At 39.7% G+C, this 14408-nt stretch carries 22 protein-coding genes; 17 read left to right on the top strand and 5 right to left on the bottom strand.

Translation table 11 applies throughout. The features are described from left to right. Positions 1–13: 13 nt before the first annotated feature. Genes BLS24_RS10520 through BLS24_RS10495 form a run of 6 tightly spaced genes read left to right on the top strand, consistent with a single transcriptional unit; the run spans position 14 to position 1627 of the window. Positions 14–247 (top strand): DUF6485 family protein, encoded by a 234-nt coding sequence (locus BLS24_RS10520; protein ID WP_091758917.1) that lies wholly within the window; start codon positions 14–16, stop codon positions 245–247. 15 nt (positions 248–262) lie between these two features. Further along, positions 263–565, top strand: coding sequence for a Dabb family protein (locus BLS24_RS10515; protein ID WP_091758824.1), 303 nt, complete (start codon positions 263–265; stop codon positions 563–565). A 41-nt stretch (positions 566–606) separates the two neighbouring features. Next, positions 607–822, top strand: a complete 216-nt coding sequence (locus tag BLS24_RS10510) for a DUF3791 domain-containing protein (RefSeq protein ID WP_091758822.1) — start codon at positions 607–609, stop codon at positions 820–822. A 24-nt stretch (positions 823–846) separates the two neighbouring features. Beyond that, positions 847–1074: a hypothetical protein gene (locus BLS24_RS10505; RefSeq protein ID WP_091758820.1), complete on the top strand. Its 228-nt coding sequence runs from the start codon at positions 847–849 to the stop codon at positions 1072–1074. Continuing rightward, positions 1071–1289, top strand: a complete 219-nt coding sequence (locus tag BLS24_RS10500; protein ID WP_091758818.1) for an aspartate dehydrogenase — start codon at positions 1071–1073, stop codon at positions 1287–1289. The genes BLS24_RS10505 and BLS24_RS10500 overlap by 4 nt, the downstream gene beginning before the upstream one ends. A 23-nt stretch (positions 1290–1312) precedes the next feature. Beyond that, positions 1313–1627: an HNH endonuclease gene (locus BLS24_RS10495; protein WP_091758816.1), complete on the top strand. Its 315-nt coding sequence runs from the start codon at positions 1313–1315 to the stop codon at positions 1625–1627. Between the two features lie 138 nt (positions 1628–1765). Here BLS24_RS10495 and BLS24_RS10490 read toward each other — a convergent pair whose 3' ends face one another. From BLS24_RS10490 to BLS24_RS15485, 3 genes are read right to left on the bottom strand one after another with little or no spacing between them, the layout of a single operon-like run. Beyond that, the gene (locus BLS24_RS10490; protein ID WP_091758814.1) at positions 1766–1990 is read right to left on the bottom strand and encodes a DUF6718 family protein; all 225 of its coding nucleotides are present in this window, start codon (positions 1988–1990) and stop codon (positions 1766–1768) included. Further along, positions 1971–2438: a nucleotidyltransferase family protein gene (locus BLS24_RS10485; protein WP_242872277.1), complete on the bottom strand. Its 468-nt coding sequence runs from the start codon at positions 2436–2438 to the stop codon at positions 1971–1973. The genes BLS24_RS10490 and BLS24_RS10485 overlap by 20 nt, the downstream gene beginning before the upstream one ends. Before the next feature lie 26 nt (positions 2439–2464). Beyond that, the gene (locus BLS24_RS15485) at positions 2465–2593 is read right to left on the bottom strand and encodes a hypothetical protein (RefSeq protein WP_278289825.1); all 129 of its coding nucleotides are present in this window, start codon (positions 2591–2593) and stop codon (positions 2465–2467) included. A gap of 197 nt (positions 2594–2790) precedes the next feature. Here BLS24_RS15485 and BLS24_RS10480 point away from each other — a divergent pair, with 197 nt between their 5' ends. From BLS24_RS10480 to BLS24_RS10465, 4 genes are read left to right on the top strand one after another with little or no spacing between them, the layout of a single operon-like run. After that, positions 2791–3132 carry an arsenate reductase family protein gene (locus BLS24_RS10480; RefSeq protein ID WP_091758812.1) on the top strand — a complete coding sequence of 114 codons (342 nt, stop codon included), beginning with the start codon at positions 2791–2793 and terminating at the stop codon, positions 3130–3132. A gap of 59 nt (positions 3133–3191) precedes the next feature. Next, entirely contained in the window at positions 3192–3812 is a 621-nt protein-coding gene (locus tag BLS24_RS10475) for a hypothetical protein (protein ID WP_091758810.1), read from the top strand. Positions 3813–3844: 32 nt separating this feature from the next. Next, the gene (locus BLS24_RS10470; protein WP_091758808.1) at positions 3845–4099 is read left to right on the top strand and encodes a hypothetical protein; all 255 of its coding nucleotides are present in this window, start codon (positions 3845–3847) and stop codon (positions 4097–4099) included. A 41-nt stretch (positions 4100–4140) separates the two neighbouring features. Next, positions 4141–4332 (top strand): hypothetical protein, encoded by a 192-nt coding sequence (locus tag BLS24_RS10465; RefSeq protein ID WP_143015163.1) that lies wholly within the window; start codon positions 4141–4143, stop codon positions 4330–4332. Positions 4333–4387: 55 nt separating this feature from the next. Here BLS24_RS10465 and BLS24_RS10460 read toward each other — a convergent pair whose 3' ends face one another. Beyond that, positions 4388–5311: an FKBP-type peptidyl-prolyl cis-trans isomerase gene (locus tag BLS24_RS10460; RefSeq protein WP_091758804.1), complete on the bottom strand. Its 924-nt coding sequence runs from the start codon at positions 5309–5311 to the stop codon at positions 4388–4390. Between the two features lie 104 nt (positions 5312–5415). Further along, positions 5416–6351 (bottom strand): TIGR03943 family putative permease subunit, encoded by a 936-nt coding sequence (locus BLS24_RS10455; protein WP_091758802.1) that lies wholly within the window; start codon positions 6349–6351, stop codon positions 5416–5418. A gap of 307 nt (positions 6352–6658) precedes the next feature. Between BLS24_RS10455 and BLS24_RS10450 the strand changes: the two genes are divergently transcribed. From BLS24_RS10450 to BLS24_RS10420, 7 genes are all read left to right on the top strand, one after another. Continuing rightward, the gene (locus BLS24_RS10450; protein WP_091758800.1) at positions 6659–7546 is read left to right on the top strand and encodes a hypothetical protein; all 888 of its coding nucleotides are present in this window, start codon (positions 6659–6661) and stop codon (positions 7544–7546) included. A 129-nt stretch (positions 7547–7675) separates the two neighbouring features. Beyond that, the gene (locus BLS24_RS10445; RefSeq protein WP_091758798.1) at positions 7676–8893 is read left to right on the top strand and encodes an iron-containing alcohol dehydrogenase; all 1218 of its coding nucleotides are present in this window, start codon (positions 7676–7678) and stop codon (positions 8891–8893) included. Between the two features lie 196 nt (positions 8894–9089). Beyond that, entirely contained in the window at positions 9090–9476 is a 387-nt protein-coding gene (locus BLS24_RS10440) for a GntR family transcriptional regulator (protein WP_091758796.1), read from the top strand. After that, positions 9473–10378 carry an ABC transporter ATP-binding protein gene (locus tag BLS24_RS10435; protein ID WP_091758794.1) on the top strand — a complete coding sequence of 302 codons (906 nt, stop codon included), beginning with the start codon at positions 9473–9475 and terminating at the stop codon, positions 10376–10378. The genes BLS24_RS10440 and BLS24_RS10435 overlap by 4 nt, the downstream gene beginning before the upstream one ends. Continuing rightward, entirely contained in the window at positions 10350–12539 is a 2190-nt protein-coding gene (locus BLS24_RS10430; protein WP_091758792.1) for a hypothetical protein, read from the top strand. Before BLS24_RS10435 ends, BLS24_RS10430 begins: the two co-directional genes overlap by 29 nt. Position 12540: 1 nt before the next feature. Beyond that, positions 12541–13464 (top strand): carbohydrate ABC transporter permease, encoded by a 924-nt coding sequence (locus BLS24_RS10425; protein ID WP_242872276.1) that lies wholly within the window; start codon positions 12541–12543, stop codon positions 13462–13464. Positions 13465–13467: 3 nt separating this feature from the next. Beyond that, the gene (locus BLS24_RS10420) at positions 13468–14382 is read left to right on the top strand and encodes a carbohydrate ABC transporter permease (RefSeq protein WP_242872275.1); all 915 of its coding nucleotides are present in this window, start codon (positions 13468–13470) and stop codon (positions 14380–14382) included. Positions 14383–14408 lie beyond the last annotated feature (26 nt).

Genomic DNA, 14408 nt, shown 5'->3' with positions numbered 1-14408 from the left:
GGATGATAAAACTATGATAGAAACTAAATCTTCAGTACCATTTTGTACATGTACAGACACGGCTTGTCCATGTCATCCAACAAATCATGATAAGGGATGTACTCCCTGTATTTCCAAGAATTTAGCACAGCGCGAGATACCAAGCTGCTTTTTCAAAAAAGCTGGAGGAGTAAAGCCAACAAAGGATTGGTACTTTGAGGATTTTGCAGCTCTTATGAATAGCTTGGATGAAACTAAATCAGAATAATTGGAGGGTATGAAAATGGTTAAACACGTGATTATTTGGACTTTAAAATCTGAACTTACAGCTGATGACAAGGTTAAGATCAAGCAGGGGATCAAGGATGGCCTTGAGGGCTTGAAGGGAAAGATACCGGGACTTATTGATATAAAGGTTGTCACTAACGGACTAGCATCATCTAATGCTGACCTTATGCTTGATTCAACCTTTGAAAATGAGGATGCCCTTAAGAACTATGCAACTCATCCAGCTCATGTGGAGGTTGCTGATAGGGATGTTAGACCTTTTACAGAAGTTAGAAGTTGTTTGGATTATGAGATATGATAGTATAGTAGTTAATAACAGGTATAGGAGAGAATAGATAGATGAATCAAGAATCATTCTCATTTGTAATATATATGATTCACGCTTGTGCTAATAAATGGGGAAAGCTTCCATCGGAGGTTTATTCATTACTTAGCAGCGTTGACTGCATCAACAATTATTTGGTGAAGCACTTTGATATTATTCATACACAGAGTACTTCATATATTATTGATGATATTACAGACTATTTGAATGCAAGAGGGGTGAAAATATGATGCCTCTTCGTATGAGGTCAAATAATGGACGATAGAGCATTGGAACAAGTATATCAGGAAAATTTGGAAGAAAGGTTGATTTCATATATAGCTGAGGAAAATGGCATATCTTTGGAGAAAGCTATGGCTATATATTATGGGAGCAAGCTTTCTAACAAAATAAATCAAGGTAACGAGGGTATGCAGTATCTGGATTATAAGGTGCTTGCTGATTTATTAAAAGAGACAGAGCCGGAGCTCTTTGAAAAATGATGTTTTTTAAAAAGAAAACAGAAAAGAAAACCTATGACAAGGGTGACAAGAAGCCAGTGATCAAGGCAAGCATTTGCAATGGGGAGCAAGTTGCTGGATTTCAGGACATCCATACTGGGGCCTTTGAGGAAGTTATGCTGATCAGGGATTCTGAGGATCTGTATAAGTTCAAGGAAGAGTATGGAATCAGTTGTGACATAGATAAGATTTACTGAGATTATGCATTTGGGGGATATGCATGAGGGGACTAAAGCAGAGGAAAGCTGAGATTAAAAGGTTAGTTCTTGCAAAGACTGATGGAGTGTGTGCGCGTTGTGGACGAGTATTGTCTTTTGAAAAGGCGACGATTGAGCATTATATTCCTAAGTATCGTGGTGGAAGTGATGATGAGAGAAATCTTTTGCCATTATGCAAGAACTGTAATAAGCAAAAGGGTTCAAGGATAGTAACTGTTGAGGATTACTATCCTTTTTTTAAGACTGAGTTTTACTCAGAGGCAAATGATTACAAATTAGAATGGGAGAGTGAGAAAAATATCAAGGTCACACCTTAGAGTTATGATGTACTTGCGTTTTTGGAAGTAGACAGCATTTAGACGTGTAATAATTTGCAAAAAAACAATTACTAGATAAGGAAATTGGTTAAAGGATAGATTAAAAAAGCAGAGACTAAAAAAGTCTCTGCTTTATTCTTACATATGAAGCACTGCTTCCTTCATTTCATCTTCAGTTTTTACAAAACTGTAAGGCTCATATTCACCATAAGCTGATGGCCTACTGATTGTTACAAGCTGTATTCTATCAAGACCGACCTGATCAATAAGTTCTTTTTTTAATGATACAAGTGCAGGACCATGTTTTGTTTTAAAAGCAACACAGCCGCGTTTGTTGATATCTTTAGCAACTAGATAGCACATTTTTTAGCACCTCCTCAAAATCTATATCGGATTTTATTTTTCCAAGTTCATATTCCTGACGCATTCTTTTTCCGATACTGTTATCATATCCCTTTTTATACAGGAAAGAATGGAGCCAGTTGTTTAATTGTCTGTCATAATATGTATTGTACTGTATCTCTATAGGATAATGGTAATGGTCAACCTGAAAGTACACGTGAACACCTCTGTATCCATCATCATTAGCCTTGCCTTTGGTCATATCAGCAACTCTGAAGTTATCTTCATTTGATAGAGCAAGTATGTCTGAATATGAATCGCAGAGAGATCTGAATCCTAGTAAATCATTAAAGACTTTTTCTGTCAACGTATCAGGATAATAGCGTTCATATTTGTGATGTGCGGATTGTTCCGATTTTATCCTATAATCGATAGCCAAATTTTCAAGAAGTTCTCCTTGATTATCCATAAATGAGATTGCTTCATCAACATCTTTTATAGAGTTTCTTTATCAAAATGATGAAGATTTCTCTTTAAGTTTTTATCAAGGCTTGTCTTATATGAAAGTGATGTAAGTGTTTCGATAGAAAGGCCATCTTTTTCAAGAAGTTTAATGGTTTCCATTGTTTATTTCCTTGTTTTTTATTAGCTTCAATATACCATAAAGGCTAAACTACTTCAATTGTGTTCAATTTTGAACGTTATATTTGGAAAAGATAAGATGTTATTGACCGAACAGTAAAATGCTATATATTAGAGAGTGTAGATTTTGGGTTAAATAATACTTGCGGTTTTGGAAGTAGGCAGCATTTGGAGGTTTGATGAACATACAGATTTTTGGCACTAAGAAGTGCAATGATACCAAGAAGGCAGAGCGTTTCTTTAAGGAGCGCGGGATCAAGTTTCAGTTTATCGACATGAAGGAAAAGGGCATGAGTAAGGGTGAGCTTACTTCTGTAGCTTCTGTGTGTGGTGGTCTATTAAATATGATAGATGAGAATGCCAAGGATAAGGACGCTATAGCTCTTTTACAATATATTGCTGATGAGGACAAGCTGGAGAAACTCCTGGAGAATCAGCATATTATCAAGACTCCGGTTGTGAGAAATGGAAGGCAGGCCACACTTGGCTATCAGCCGGATGTTTGGAAGAAGTGGGAGTGATGCAACATCTGGGGGTGGATGATGTGTTTCACTTGTAGATACGCTTGTGGAGGAACAATATGAAGAGAGTAAATATAGGAATTGCGGCGCTTTCTGTAGCTCTTTTAACAGGGTGCGCAGAGCCTGCGCCGGTAAATACGGAACTAGGCTGGCCTAGCGCTTATGCGGAATATATCAGGACTGAGTACGGCGAAGAGTATTTTAGGAAAGATGAAATGCCCTTTGCGCTTATATATGTTGATGATAATACTGAGCCGGAGCTTTTGATCGATTCGGGGACTGAGGCAGGCGGCGAGTACATTTTGACATATTATGATGGACAGGTTGTCGAGGGGCATTTTTCTAGGATTGGTTCCAAGTACATTCAGTACGGTGGCCTCATTTATACGGATACGGGGCATCAGGACTATTATCCAGTGGAGATCACAGAGCTCAAGGATGGCAAGTTTACGCTAATTGCTTCTGGCCTTAAGTACGTGTCCGATGAAGACTGGGAGAAGATGACAACTGATGAGAATTATCCCTACACGCTGACCTACGAGTGGAAGGGCGAGACTGTGACTGAGGAGGAGTTCAATGCGCACGTGGCGGAGTATGTGGATGAATTCAAGCTCCAATATGCTGAGAAGTATCATACCTACGAGGATATGCTTGATATTTTAGATAATTGGGGACAATAATATATTATTAGTTTTTAGGAGGAAAAAGAGTTATGGGCGGAGTTTTCTTTTTTGCAATGATCATTGCGTTAATCGTATTTATTTGCATTGCGTCTTTTGTAATCGGTGCGTTTTTTACCGGACTTATCGGTGGAGGAATCCTTCTTTTTACTGGTAAGCATTTCTCTAAGGATTCAAGGAGAAAGGTTCTAAGTAGAGTTTGTATCGTGATCGGTGTTATCCTGTTGTGTGTTGCTGGAGCTTCTGCAGGAGTTATCATTAACTTCATAATGTCTATTGTGGGATGAGCGTCATAATTGGACCAGCGAATAAAGAGGAGGTCATTGAGATGGGTGTGTTAGGATATAATGCTGAGAAGCATTTACAGGTTATACAGGATGAGAGTTTTGATACTGTTTTTGATTTATATGAATGGTTATTTGATAATGACCGAGTTTCTGATGCAAAAAGGGCTAGTAAAGATCGGGAATTTAGGAAGCAGTTATTAGAAGAGTATGCGTCAGCATCTAAGAATGAATAAGTTTATTATGATAAAAATGGCTTAGCAATATGCTGCTAAGCCATTTTTTAATATCTCAATCCTTGATCTCAACAAGTTCAATCTCAAAGTTAAGTGCCTTACCAGCCATCTCGTGGTTGGCATCAAGTGTGATTGTCTTATCTGTTTTCTCAACAACCTTAACTGGGAAAGGTCTTCCAAAAGTATCCTGTAGATAAACTTTCTGATCTACTGTAAGGTTTTCTGAACCTGGGAGTTCTTCAATCTCTACCGTGAAGATTGCCTCTGGATCAACTTCGCCGTAAGCTTCGTTTGGTTCAAGGTGAACGTTGACTTTCTCGCCAACCTTCATCTCTGCAACAGCTTTATCAAAACCGTGGATCATCATGCCCATACCACATACGAACTGGATTGGCTCACCTCTGTCATAGGATGAATCAAATACAGTTCCATCATCAAAAGTTCCCTTGTAGTGAGTGCTGCATGTTTTACCAACGTTTGTACCTTCAAAGAGTGGAGTAGTAGGATGGCAACCACCACAACCGCCGCAGCCACCGCCACAGCCTTCTGAATCGTCGTCACTACAGTTTCCACATGATCCCTCTTTGGAATCATCGTGACCACAGTGTCCACATCCACCGTCCTCGTGATGATGCTCATGTTCGTGATCATGATGGTCACAGTTAACTCCTGTGCTTGTGAGCTTTCCATCAAGGTAAGCTTCTACAGCATCATCTGTATTTCCTGATACGCCTGATACGTATTCAATACCACTTTCTTCTAGAGCAGCAACAGCGCCGCCGCCAATACCACCGCAGATGAGCACCTTTACATCGCTGTCTGCAAGGAGAGTAGCAAGAGCTTCATGGCCTGTGCCGTTAGTATTCATTACTTCTGAAGATACGATCTTGTTATCTTCAACGCTATAGATCTTAAATTCGCTTGTATGTCCAAAGTGCTGGAACACTTGTCCGTTTTCGTATGTTACTGCAATTTTCATCTCATTATTCCTTTCAAAACTGTTTGTTAAACCAACATTCCATATATTATCACATGCAAACGGTTAAATGAAGATTTTTTTCAATAAAAGGAAGCTATGGCAGCTTAAATTACATCTATTATTTCCTTCTTTGGCTTGCCACATATCTGTATGTCATCTACTTTGCAGATGAGGAACTCATTTTCGTACTTGGAGAAAAACTCTTTTGACAAGGTACCTTCGATAACCGCCCAGGAACCATGAATGAGTTCATCAATCTGATCATAGTCGCAGATAACGCCAAAGAGGGAAAGATCTTGTTCGCAGCAGGTCATGGCCATTCTTCCTGCAAGGAAGGATTTTCTCGTCTGGTCCTTGGTCTTCATGACCTGGGCTGTGAATCTGACTCTTTTACCAATGTATCTGTCTATATTGTCTAGTGAATCTAGGTAAAATGCCGCGAAGGCATCGTCTGTGATGTCGATCAGTGGGGCATTTAGGTCGTATGGAAGCTCGTCCTCAAAGCGAGTTACAATGTCGTCGCCGTCTCTGTCCTTGAAGACAATGTTGAGCTTGGGATTAACGGCCTTGACGTTTCGTCTGTAGGTCGCAAGCTTGTCCTTGAACCCATCAGCACTAAAGAACACCGCCATATATGCATTTCTCACCTGCTCAGATAGAAGAGACTTCATGTTTCTTGCGTACATGTCAAAGGATGGAGTATCGAAGATCGCAATCTCCATGATGTCGTTCCAGTACCAGGGAAATTCTAGGTCTTTTCTCATCCACATGCCGTTGAACTCGATGATAATGCGCTCTGGGGTTGATTCTTTTTCTATATTTGTGAGATTGTCAGGTGTGAAGTCTTCCTCGTTTTCAATCTTTTTGATCTCTACGTTTAGGTTTTGCATGAGATAATCGTCGTATTCAGTTTCACCTTCTTCGCAGAGTAGTAGAAGTGTCTTGCCTTTTATCTTGAAATAATCTTCCTCTAGAAGCTCCTGTATGAATCTGGTCTTGCCAGCTCCCAGGAAGCCGTTTACGAAATATACTTTCCCCATTGATGTTGTGCTCCTTGTTATTCTAGTTGCAAATCATTCGCATTTAAATATACGCTAGCTAGGTGGGGAAGTCAATATTTTTGAGCCCTAGGGACGGAGGTTAGGGCTCATTTTTGTTAAAAATGATTCTTAAGAAAAATTAAGAATTTCCTACAATAAATCTTAAGATTTATCTGCTACACTTATTTTTGTGCTCATTCAGAGCGAAATGCAACTTTCTGTTGCAAAGGCGATTTATGCCGACAATCCCATAATCTGCTACAAAATTACTTAGTTGTTGATAAAAAAAGGCGGTGATATAATTACAATGACTGAAAGCGAAAAACAGCGACTTGACTGGCATTCCGGATTTGAAGGTGGCTTGATGCTGAGTTTGCGTGCTTATGCAAAAGATATTGAGGTGGAGCGAGAACATCCACTATCAAGCGAGCCACTTAGAATTGACTATCTAGTTATCAAGAAGCGCCACGATGTGTATGTTGATAATGCAATTGGGCGAGATTACAGGACTTACAATATCATTGAGTACAAGAACCCAAATGATGAGCTCAATGTTGATGTTCTGTGGAAGGTGATTGGATATACTTGTATTTTCAAAAGCCTTGGAAAGACGGTCGATGAGATCAAAGCAAGCGAGATAACAATATCGATATTCAGAGCGGCCAAGCCGGTTAAGTTATTTAAGTATTTAAGAGAAAAAGGTGTGAGAGTTGGAGAGCAGGACCCTGGTGTATACAAGGTTTACGGAATGATTGACATTCCGATATCCATTGTTGTCATCAGTGAGCTCAGAGATTCAAGTTTAAAAGCTTTGTCTGTCATGAGAAAGAAGGCAGACGAAGATACAGTAAGACAATTCCTTGAAGAAGCAAGTAAATACACTGAGCCTGGAGACAAGCGTTTTGCTGACGCAGTACTTCAAATCAGTACCATGAGCAACAAGGAACTGTATGACAAGCTGAAAGGAGATACTAGTATGTGTGAAGCACTAAGAGAACTTATGGCTGATGAACTTAAGGATGCCGAGAACAAAGGCGTTGAACTGGGAATAGAGCAAGGAATAGAACAGAGAGACTTTGATAAGATTTCCGACATGCTTCGCAGAGGTAAAAGGCCTGAAGAAATTGCGGAGTTCTGTGATTATCCTTTGCAACAAATTCTTGATGTACAAAGTAAGTTAAAGAAAGAAAAATAACTGTAATTGAGAAGAGTTTCTACCGTGGGTAGAAGCTCTTTTTTGTTGTGCTTTATATGGTATTGCGATATAATATGTGTGGGGTTGCGTTATATTTTTAACATAATAAATTAAAGGAGGTATTTCAGTATGTCACGTTTCACACTACCTAGGGATGTCTATCACGGCAAGGGAGCATTGGAGGCATTAAAGACACTGGAAGGTAAGCGAGCAATTGTTTGTGTTGGTGGAAGTTCTATGAAAAAGGGCGGATTCCTTCAGAAGGTTGAAGATTACCTTAAGGAAGCTGGAATGGAAGTAGAACTCTTTGAAGGTATCGAGCCTGATCCTTCAGTTGAGACAGTTATGAAGGGCGCTGAAGCTATGCAGAAGTTCCAGCCTGACTGGATCGTTGCTATCGGCGGTGGCTCACCTATCGATGCTGCTAAGGCTATGTGGATCAAGTATGAATATCCTGAGACTACATTTGAAGATATGTGCAAGGTATTCGGCCTTCCAAAACTTCGTACAAAAGCTCATTTCTGTGCTATTCCTTCTACATCTGGAACAGCTACAGAAGTAACAGCTTTTTCAATCATCACTGATTACAACAAGGGCATCAAGTATCCTATCGCTGACTTCGAGATCACACCTGATGTTGCAATCGTTGATCCTGAGCTCACACATACAATGCCTGTTAAGCTTGTTGCTCATACAGGTATGGACGCTATCACACATGCTATTGAAGCTTACGTTTCTACAGCAAATTGCGAATACACAGATGCTCTTGCAATCCATGCAATCGAGATGATCCAGGCAAATCTTGTTAAGTCGTACAATGGCGACATGAATTCAAGAGACGCAATGCATGACGCTCAGTGTCTTGCGGGAATGGCATTCTCAAATGCTCTCCTTGGAATCGTTCACTCAATGGCTCACAAGACTGGTGCTGTATTTGCAGACCAGGGCGCACACATCATCCACGGCGCAGCTAATGCTATGTACCTTCCAAAGGTTATCGCATTCAACGCTAAGGATCCTACAGCTAAAAAGAGATACGGCGTGATCGCTGATTACATGAACCTCGGCGGATCAAATGATGACGAGAAGGTTAAACTTCTTATTGATTATCTCCGCAAGATGAATGATGACCTCAACATTCCTCACTGCATCCAGCACTATGGTGCTGATGGACTTCCAGCAGATCAGGGATTTGTATCTGAGTCTATCTTCAACGAGAGACTTCACGACATTGCAGCAAACGCTATCCTCGATGCTTGCACAGGATCAAATCCTCGCCAGCCATCACAGGAAGAGATGGAAAAACTCCTCAAGTGCTGCTATTACGACACGGAAGTTGATTTCTAAGATATATGAAAAGAGATTCTACCACACGGTAGGATCTCTTTTTTTGCCAAAAATGAGCCCCAACCTCCGTCCCTAGGGCTCAAAAATTCCTATTGCAAAACAAACGCAATAGGAATAAAATCATAAGTGTACTAGTTATGTTAGTACAGTTGGTTACGTTGATACTATTATTGTTAAACAATGGGTGAGGGATGAGATGAAACTTATTGATTATCAAGATAGCAGACCAATCTATGAGCAGATTGTAGAGAACTTCAAGGCGCAGATCTACAAGGGAATATTACAGGCTGATGATCAGATGCCATCTGTCAGGAGCCTTGCTATGGAGCTGTCTACTAATCCTAATACTGTTCAGAAGGCTTATGCTGAGCTTGAGAGACAGGGCTTTATTTACACTGTCAAAGGGCGCGGCAATTTCGTTAAGGGCAATGATTCCCTTAAGGAAAATAAGAAGGAAGAACTCATACAGCAGATTCTTGACCTTCTATTTGAAGCCAATGAGATTGGTATACCTATTGAGGATTTTATGAATGAAATAAAGATCCGCTTTAGCGGAAGCTTGGGAACTGGAGGTAGAGCATGATTGAATTACTAGATCTAGAAAAATCATTTGATGACATAAAAGCTGTCAATCGTGTTTCTCTTGGAATACTTGACGGTGAAGTATTCGGACTTGTTGGAACTAATGGTGCTGGTAAGAGTACTATCCTTAGAATTATTGCTGGTGTTATCAAGCCAGACAAGGGAATCGTACTTGTTGATAATAGACCTGTATATGACAATCCTGATGTCAAGAAGGATGTCTTTTACATTTCCGATGACCAGTATTTCCTTCCAAATTCAACACCAGAAGAGATGGCTACATATTATGAAGGAGTCTATGACACTTTTGATAAGCTGAGATTCCTTAAGATGTGCCAGGGCTTTGGACTTGATGCTAAGCGCAAGATATCAACCTTTTCAAAGGGAATGAAAAAGCAGGTATCTATCCTTCTTGGAATCTGCGCTGGAACCAAGTACCTTCTCTGTGACGAAACCTTTGATGGTCTTGATCCAGTAGTAAGACAGGGAGTTAAATCTCTTTTTGCTGCTGAGATGGAAGATAGAGGGCTGACACCTGTTATTGCATCTCATAACCTTAGAGAATTAGAAGATATCTGTGATCACATTGGTCTTCTCCATCAGGGCGGAGTTATCCTTTCAGAGGATATCGAGAACATGAAGCTTCAGATGCAGAAGGTACAGTGCGTATTCTCATCAGAAGAGGATGAAAAAAGAGCCCTTGAAGGCCTTAACGTTCTCCTTCATGAAAAGAGAGGAAGACTTCATACAATTACTATTAGAGGCGAGAGAGAAGATATTGAGACAGCCTTTAAGAGAGGCAATCCTATTTTCTTTGAAGTTCTTGCTCTTACATTAGAAGAAATCTTTATTAGTGAGACGGAGGTAGTTGGATATGACATCCGCAAATTTGTCCTTCAGTGATAAGGTTAAAAACCAGAAAAAATATGTTACAGGAACTCTTTGGACTTCACTTGTAACATTTCCATTTGTGTTTGCTTATTTTGTTCTTGGCGTCATCATGATGATCTCAAGATCCATCAATTATTACAGACTGTACAACCAGACTGACGCCGTGCTTGCCATGGAGAAGTGCAGAGCAGTCAGCAGAATCATGGGTCTTGATAGTATTACATTTATGCTTGTAATGCTCATCGGCGTTGTATTTGCTTTTCAGGGATTTTCATATCTCTTTAGCCAGAGCAGGATTGATTTCTATTTGAGCCAGCCTACAACAAGGGTTCAGAGAATCAAAAAGACATATGTCAGTGCGTTCCTTACGTATTTGACAATGTTTGGTATAAGCGAGCTCATTGCTTTGATCATTGCAGCATGCATGGGAGCAATCAATGAACAGGTTTTAGTTTCTGCATTAGTTGAATTTGTTCGCAACATAGTTCTTTACTTTGCAGTATATAACGTTACAGTTGTAGCTATCATGCTGTGTGGAACTTATGTTTCAGCAATATTGGTCACAGGTCTTTTCGCATTTGCTTCAATTGTCATTGCTGCTGAACTTGATTTCTTCAAGTCACTTTTTTATGCCACATATAGCTACAGCTCCAGGATGAATGTTTATCTTTCACCTGTATTTGATAGATTTTCAAGCCTCTTTGCTTTTAATTCAAGATTTGGCGGATTAAGTTCTGACAAGATGATTGAGAATATGAGCATTCTCCAGGCTAGGATCTTATCAAACCTTAGATTTGAGATAGATACCCTTTTAGTAGCTGTTATAGCTTTTATATTAGTCCTTCTTATCAGCAGCAAGCGTAAAGCTGAGATGGCAGGAAAGAGTATTGCCTTCAGACCATTTAGATGGTTTGTTAAAGTTACTATATGCGTAATAGTTGGTCTTGGGGCAGCATACCTTGTATACATAATGTACGAGAACGTATGGAACAAAAAACTCTGCATGCTCATGTGCTTTATCATGATCCTTGGAACTATCCTTGCTGGATGCATTTTTGAAGTGATCATTGATACTAATATCAGAAGGTTCTTTAAGGGAATTCCACAGACCATCATGGCTATTGCGATCGTGCTTCTTATCTTTGTTATCTTTAGGGGCGATCTTTTGGGCTATGATTCATATATTCCAAATCCTGAGAAGGTGGAGAGCTGCGCAATACTTGATTATTACGGTGAGTTCAATGTCTGGTCCAATGAAGATAATGACTTCGTTGAATCAGAGGTAAATCACATGTATATAACTAATGTGAATGATTTCATTCAGATTGCCAAGCTTGGAATGGACAACTCAAGAGAAGCTGCAAGAAACGGTGAGGACCATAATTCATATGCAGATGGATATGATGTGACTATTCTATACAGGATGAAGAGCGGTAGGAATATCTATAGAAGCATTGTTATTCCTTTTGATGTTGATCCAGAACTTATGGATAAGGTCTTAGCTTCAGATGAGTACTTGAAGGGCAGATTTGACGTCTTTTTCGACGATGAACTCAGAGCTTCTGATGAATTTAATTCCAAGAACAGGATCGTCAGATATAACACTATAAATGAGACACTTATTTCAACTGAGCTTTCTTATGAAGAACTTAGCGATGCACTTAGAGAAGATATTCTTAATGGTTTCTCATATTCATATATGCGTGATCACAGACCTATTGGCTGCATCGAATATTCAAATGATGGTTTATATTACGTAGATGCCAACATTCCTGTTTATGAAAACTATGAGAAGACTATTGCTCTTATGAAAAAATACGGAATATATTCTGGATCAGAGCTTGATATATCTAAGATTAAATCTATAGAAATTACAAACTATTATCCAGGCTATGATATGTCTGTTACTGATTATAATGAAGTTCCTTCAGATCTTGATTCTGTTTCTGTAATTTATACAGATCCTGAACAGATAAAAGAAATCTGTGAAACAGCATACTTTAACGATTTCCTTAATTACTGGAGTGATCACAGCAAACTCTGTGGGCAGTATTCTATTGTAGTTACAAGAGAAGGTGAGATACCAAATAGTGATTATGGTAGCTACGGTCAGTATATGTACTTTGACTATGGAATCGTCCCAGAATTTGTAGTAAAGGATACTAATAACTAAATTGGCCAAATTATTATCAAGGATCAAAAGAAAACTTCATAGGCTCAGAACAGGGACTATGTCTGCCAATGAAAAAAAGGGCATGATCTCCTGGCTGTTTTTGCTTCCTTCAATAGTGGGAGTGCTGCTGTTTTTCGTGGCTCCTTTCATGGTAGTTATCTATTACTCCATGATCAATAACCCTATTCAAAAGAGATTTGTAGGCTTTGCAAACTACATAAATGTTTGGGGGAACGATGCTTTTAAACTTGCTGGAATGAATACCCTAAAGTTTTCATTCATGGCAGTTCCATTGGCAGTTTTGCTTTCGCTTTTTTTGGCAGCTGTCATGGAATCAAGGATTCCATTTAAGAGCTACTTTAGGTCTTTCTTCTTAAGCCCTTTAATGGTTCCTACAGCCTCAATTGTCCTTATCTGGCAGGTAATGTTTCATTACAACGGTCTTGTAAATAACTTCACAGCTTTATTTGGAGCAGACAAGATCGACTGGCTAAAGTCAGATAAAGCCTACATCGTTATAGTAGCTCTTTTCCTATGGAAGAACCTAGGCTACAACATGATCCTGTTCATGTCGGCCCTTGCTAGTATTCCAAAAGAGCTCCTAGAAGTAGCGGCCCTTGAAAATGCATCCAAGATGCAGGTTTTCTGGCTTATCAAGGTCAGATACCTTTCATCGACGATACTATTTGTAACTATCATGTCGCTTATCAACTCATTTAAGGTATTTAGAGAGGTTTACCTTATGACTGGCGACTATCCGGTTACTTCGTTATATCTGCTGCAGCATTTCATGAATAATACTTTTGCCTCTCTCGATTATCAGAAATTGTCTGCGGCAGCAATCATAATGTTCATAGTTGTAACAGCCCTTGTATACGTCATGTACGCTGTTGAGAACTTCTATGGGAAAGACGTAGAGGGCTAAACTATGAATCTTTTACAAAAAATGTACAAGCGTAGGAAGAGGATAGATAACTACAAGACAGTGCTTGTAACTGTAGCGGCATTTATTTTTGCCTTCATATTCCTGCTTCCGATCATACTAACCATCACGAATTCATTTATGAGTTCGTCGGAAATTAGCGCCAATTATGGCTCAATATTTGCAACAACGGAAAAGGGCGGCAAGATCTTCATATCCAAGACTGTGAACCTTAAGTTCATACCTGATATGGTGACCTTTTCTCAGTACTTTACGGTGCTATTTAAGAGCCCTCAGTACCTTATAAAGTTTTGGAACTCAATTATCTATACAGTTCCTATCGTGGCAGTACAGCTGGGTATCGCAACCCTAGCAGCCTACGGCTTTTCAAGATACGACAGCAAGGTTAAAAGAGTTATTTTCTTTGCCTACATCATTATGATGCTGATGCCTTATCAGGTAACACTTGTTCCAAACTTCCTGGTATCAAAGGCCCTTGGCATCATAGATACAAGGTGGTCCATATGGCTTCCGGGATTCTTCTCACCCTTTGCGGTGTACCTTCTGACCAAGTTCATGCGAAGGATTCCTACAGAAGTCATAGAGGCGGCGTCTATAGACGGAGCTGGCGAGTGGTATATCTTTTCAAGGATCAACATGCCACTTTGTAAGGGCGGTATAGCATCAATTGCTATCTTAGTATTTTTTGATTTTTGGAACATGGTGGAGCAGCCACTGATTCTTTTGACCAATACTGATCTGCATCCGCTTTCAGTGTTCCTGTCCAAGATCAACTCAGGGGAGATATCACTTGCCTTTGCGGTTGCAGTAATATATCTGGTCCCACCACTTCTGATATTCCTATATGGTGAGGACTATCTGGTAGAGGGAATCTCGTACCAGGGCGGCATTAAGGGATGACAAAAAGTTTATAAAAGGGAGTAAAT

Origin of the sequence: Butyrivibrio sp. INlla18 (assembly GCF_900103635.1) — a bacterium.
Classification (GTDB): Bacteria; Bacillota; Clostridia; order Lachnospirales; family Lachnospiraceae; genus Butyrivibrio.
Note: the sequence above shows the minus strand (reverse complement) of the source record. Positions and strands in the feature narration are given on the sequence as shown.

Excerpts from the sequence above, each read along its gene's own strand:
- BLS24_RS10455 (WP_091758802.1), bottom strand. The coding sequence starts at position 6,351 with ATGGGGAAAGTATATTTCGTAAACGGCTTCCTGGGAGCTGGCAAGACC.
- BLS24_RS10440 (WP_091758796.1), top strand. The coding sequence starts at position 9,090 with ATGAAACTTATTGATTATCAAGATAGCAGACCAATCTATGAGCAGATT.
- BLS24_RS10435 (WP_091758794.1), top strand. The coding sequence starts at position 9,473 with ATGATTGAATTACTAGATCTAGAAAAATCATTTGATGACATAAAAGCT.
- BLS24_RS10430 (WP_091758792.1), top strand. The coding sequence starts at position 10,350 with ATGACATCCGCAAATTTGTCCTTCAGTGATAAGGTTAAAAACCAGAAA.
- BLS24_RS10420 (WP_242872275.1), top strand. The coding sequence starts at position 13,468 with ATGAATCTTTTACAAAAAATGTACAAGCGTAGGAAGAGGATAGATAAC.
- BLS24_RS10485 (WP_242872277.1), bottom strand. The coding sequence starts at position 2,438 with ATGGATAATCAAGGAGAACTTCTTGAAAATTTGGCTATCGATTATAGG.
- BLS24_RS10470 (WP_091758808.1), top strand. The coding sequence starts at position 3,845 with ATGGGCGGAGTTTTCTTTTTTGCAATGATCATTGCGTTAATCGTATTT.
- BLS24_RS10445 (WP_091758798.1), top strand. The coding sequence starts at position 7,676 with ATGTCACGTTTCACACTACCTAGGGATGTCTATCACGGCAAGGGAGCA.
- BLS24_RS10505 (WP_091758820.1), top strand. The coding sequence starts at position 847 with ATGGACGATAGAGCATTGGAACAAGTATATCAGGAAAATTTGGAAGAA.
- BLS24_RS10460 (WP_091758804.1), bottom strand. The coding sequence starts at position 5,311 with ATGAAAATTGCAGTAACATACGAAAACGGACAAGTGTTCCAGCACTTT.
- BLS24_RS10465 (WP_143015163.1), top strand. The coding sequence starts at position 4,141 with ATGGGTGTGTTAGGATATAATGCTGAGAAGCATTTACAGGTTATACAG.
- BLS24_RS10500 (WP_091758818.1), top strand. The coding sequence starts at position 1,071 with ATGATGTTTTTTAAAAAGAAAACAGAAAAGAAAACCTATGACAAGGGT.
- BLS24_RS10510 (WP_091758822.1), top strand. The coding sequence starts at position 607 with ATGAATCAAGAATCATTCTCATTTGTAATATATATGATTCACGCTTGT.
- BLS24_RS10495 (WP_091758816.1), top strand. The coding sequence starts at position 1,313 with ATGAGGGGACTAAAGCAGAGGAAAGCTGAGATTAAAAGGTTAGTTCTT.
- BLS24_RS10480 (WP_091758812.1), top strand. The coding sequence starts at position 2,791 with ATGAACATACAGATTTTTGGCACTAAGAAGTGCAATGATACCAAGAAG.
- BLS24_RS15485 (WP_278289825.1), bottom strand. The coding sequence starts at position 2,593 with ATGGAAACCATTAAACTTCTTGAAAAAGATGGCCTTTCTATCGAAACA.
- BLS24_RS10515 (WP_091758824.1), top strand. The coding sequence starts at position 263 with ATGGTTAAACACGTGATTATTTGGACTTTAAAATCTGAACTTACAGCT.
- BLS24_RS10475 (WP_091758810.1), top strand. The coding sequence starts at position 3,192 with ATGAAGAGAGTAAATATAGGAATTGCGGCGCTTTCTGTAGCTCTTTTA.
- BLS24_RS10520 (WP_091758917.1), top strand. The coding sequence starts at position 14 with ATGATAGAAACTAAATCTTCAGTACCATTTTGTACATGTACAGACACG.
- BLS24_RS10450 (WP_091758800.1), top strand. The coding sequence starts at position 6,659 with ATGACTGAAAGCGAAAAACAGCGACTTGACTGGCATTCCGGATTTGAA.
- BLS24_RS10490 (WP_091758814.1), bottom strand. The coding sequence starts at position 1,990 with ATGTGCTATCTAGTTGCTAAAGATATCAACAAACGCGGCTGTGTTGCT.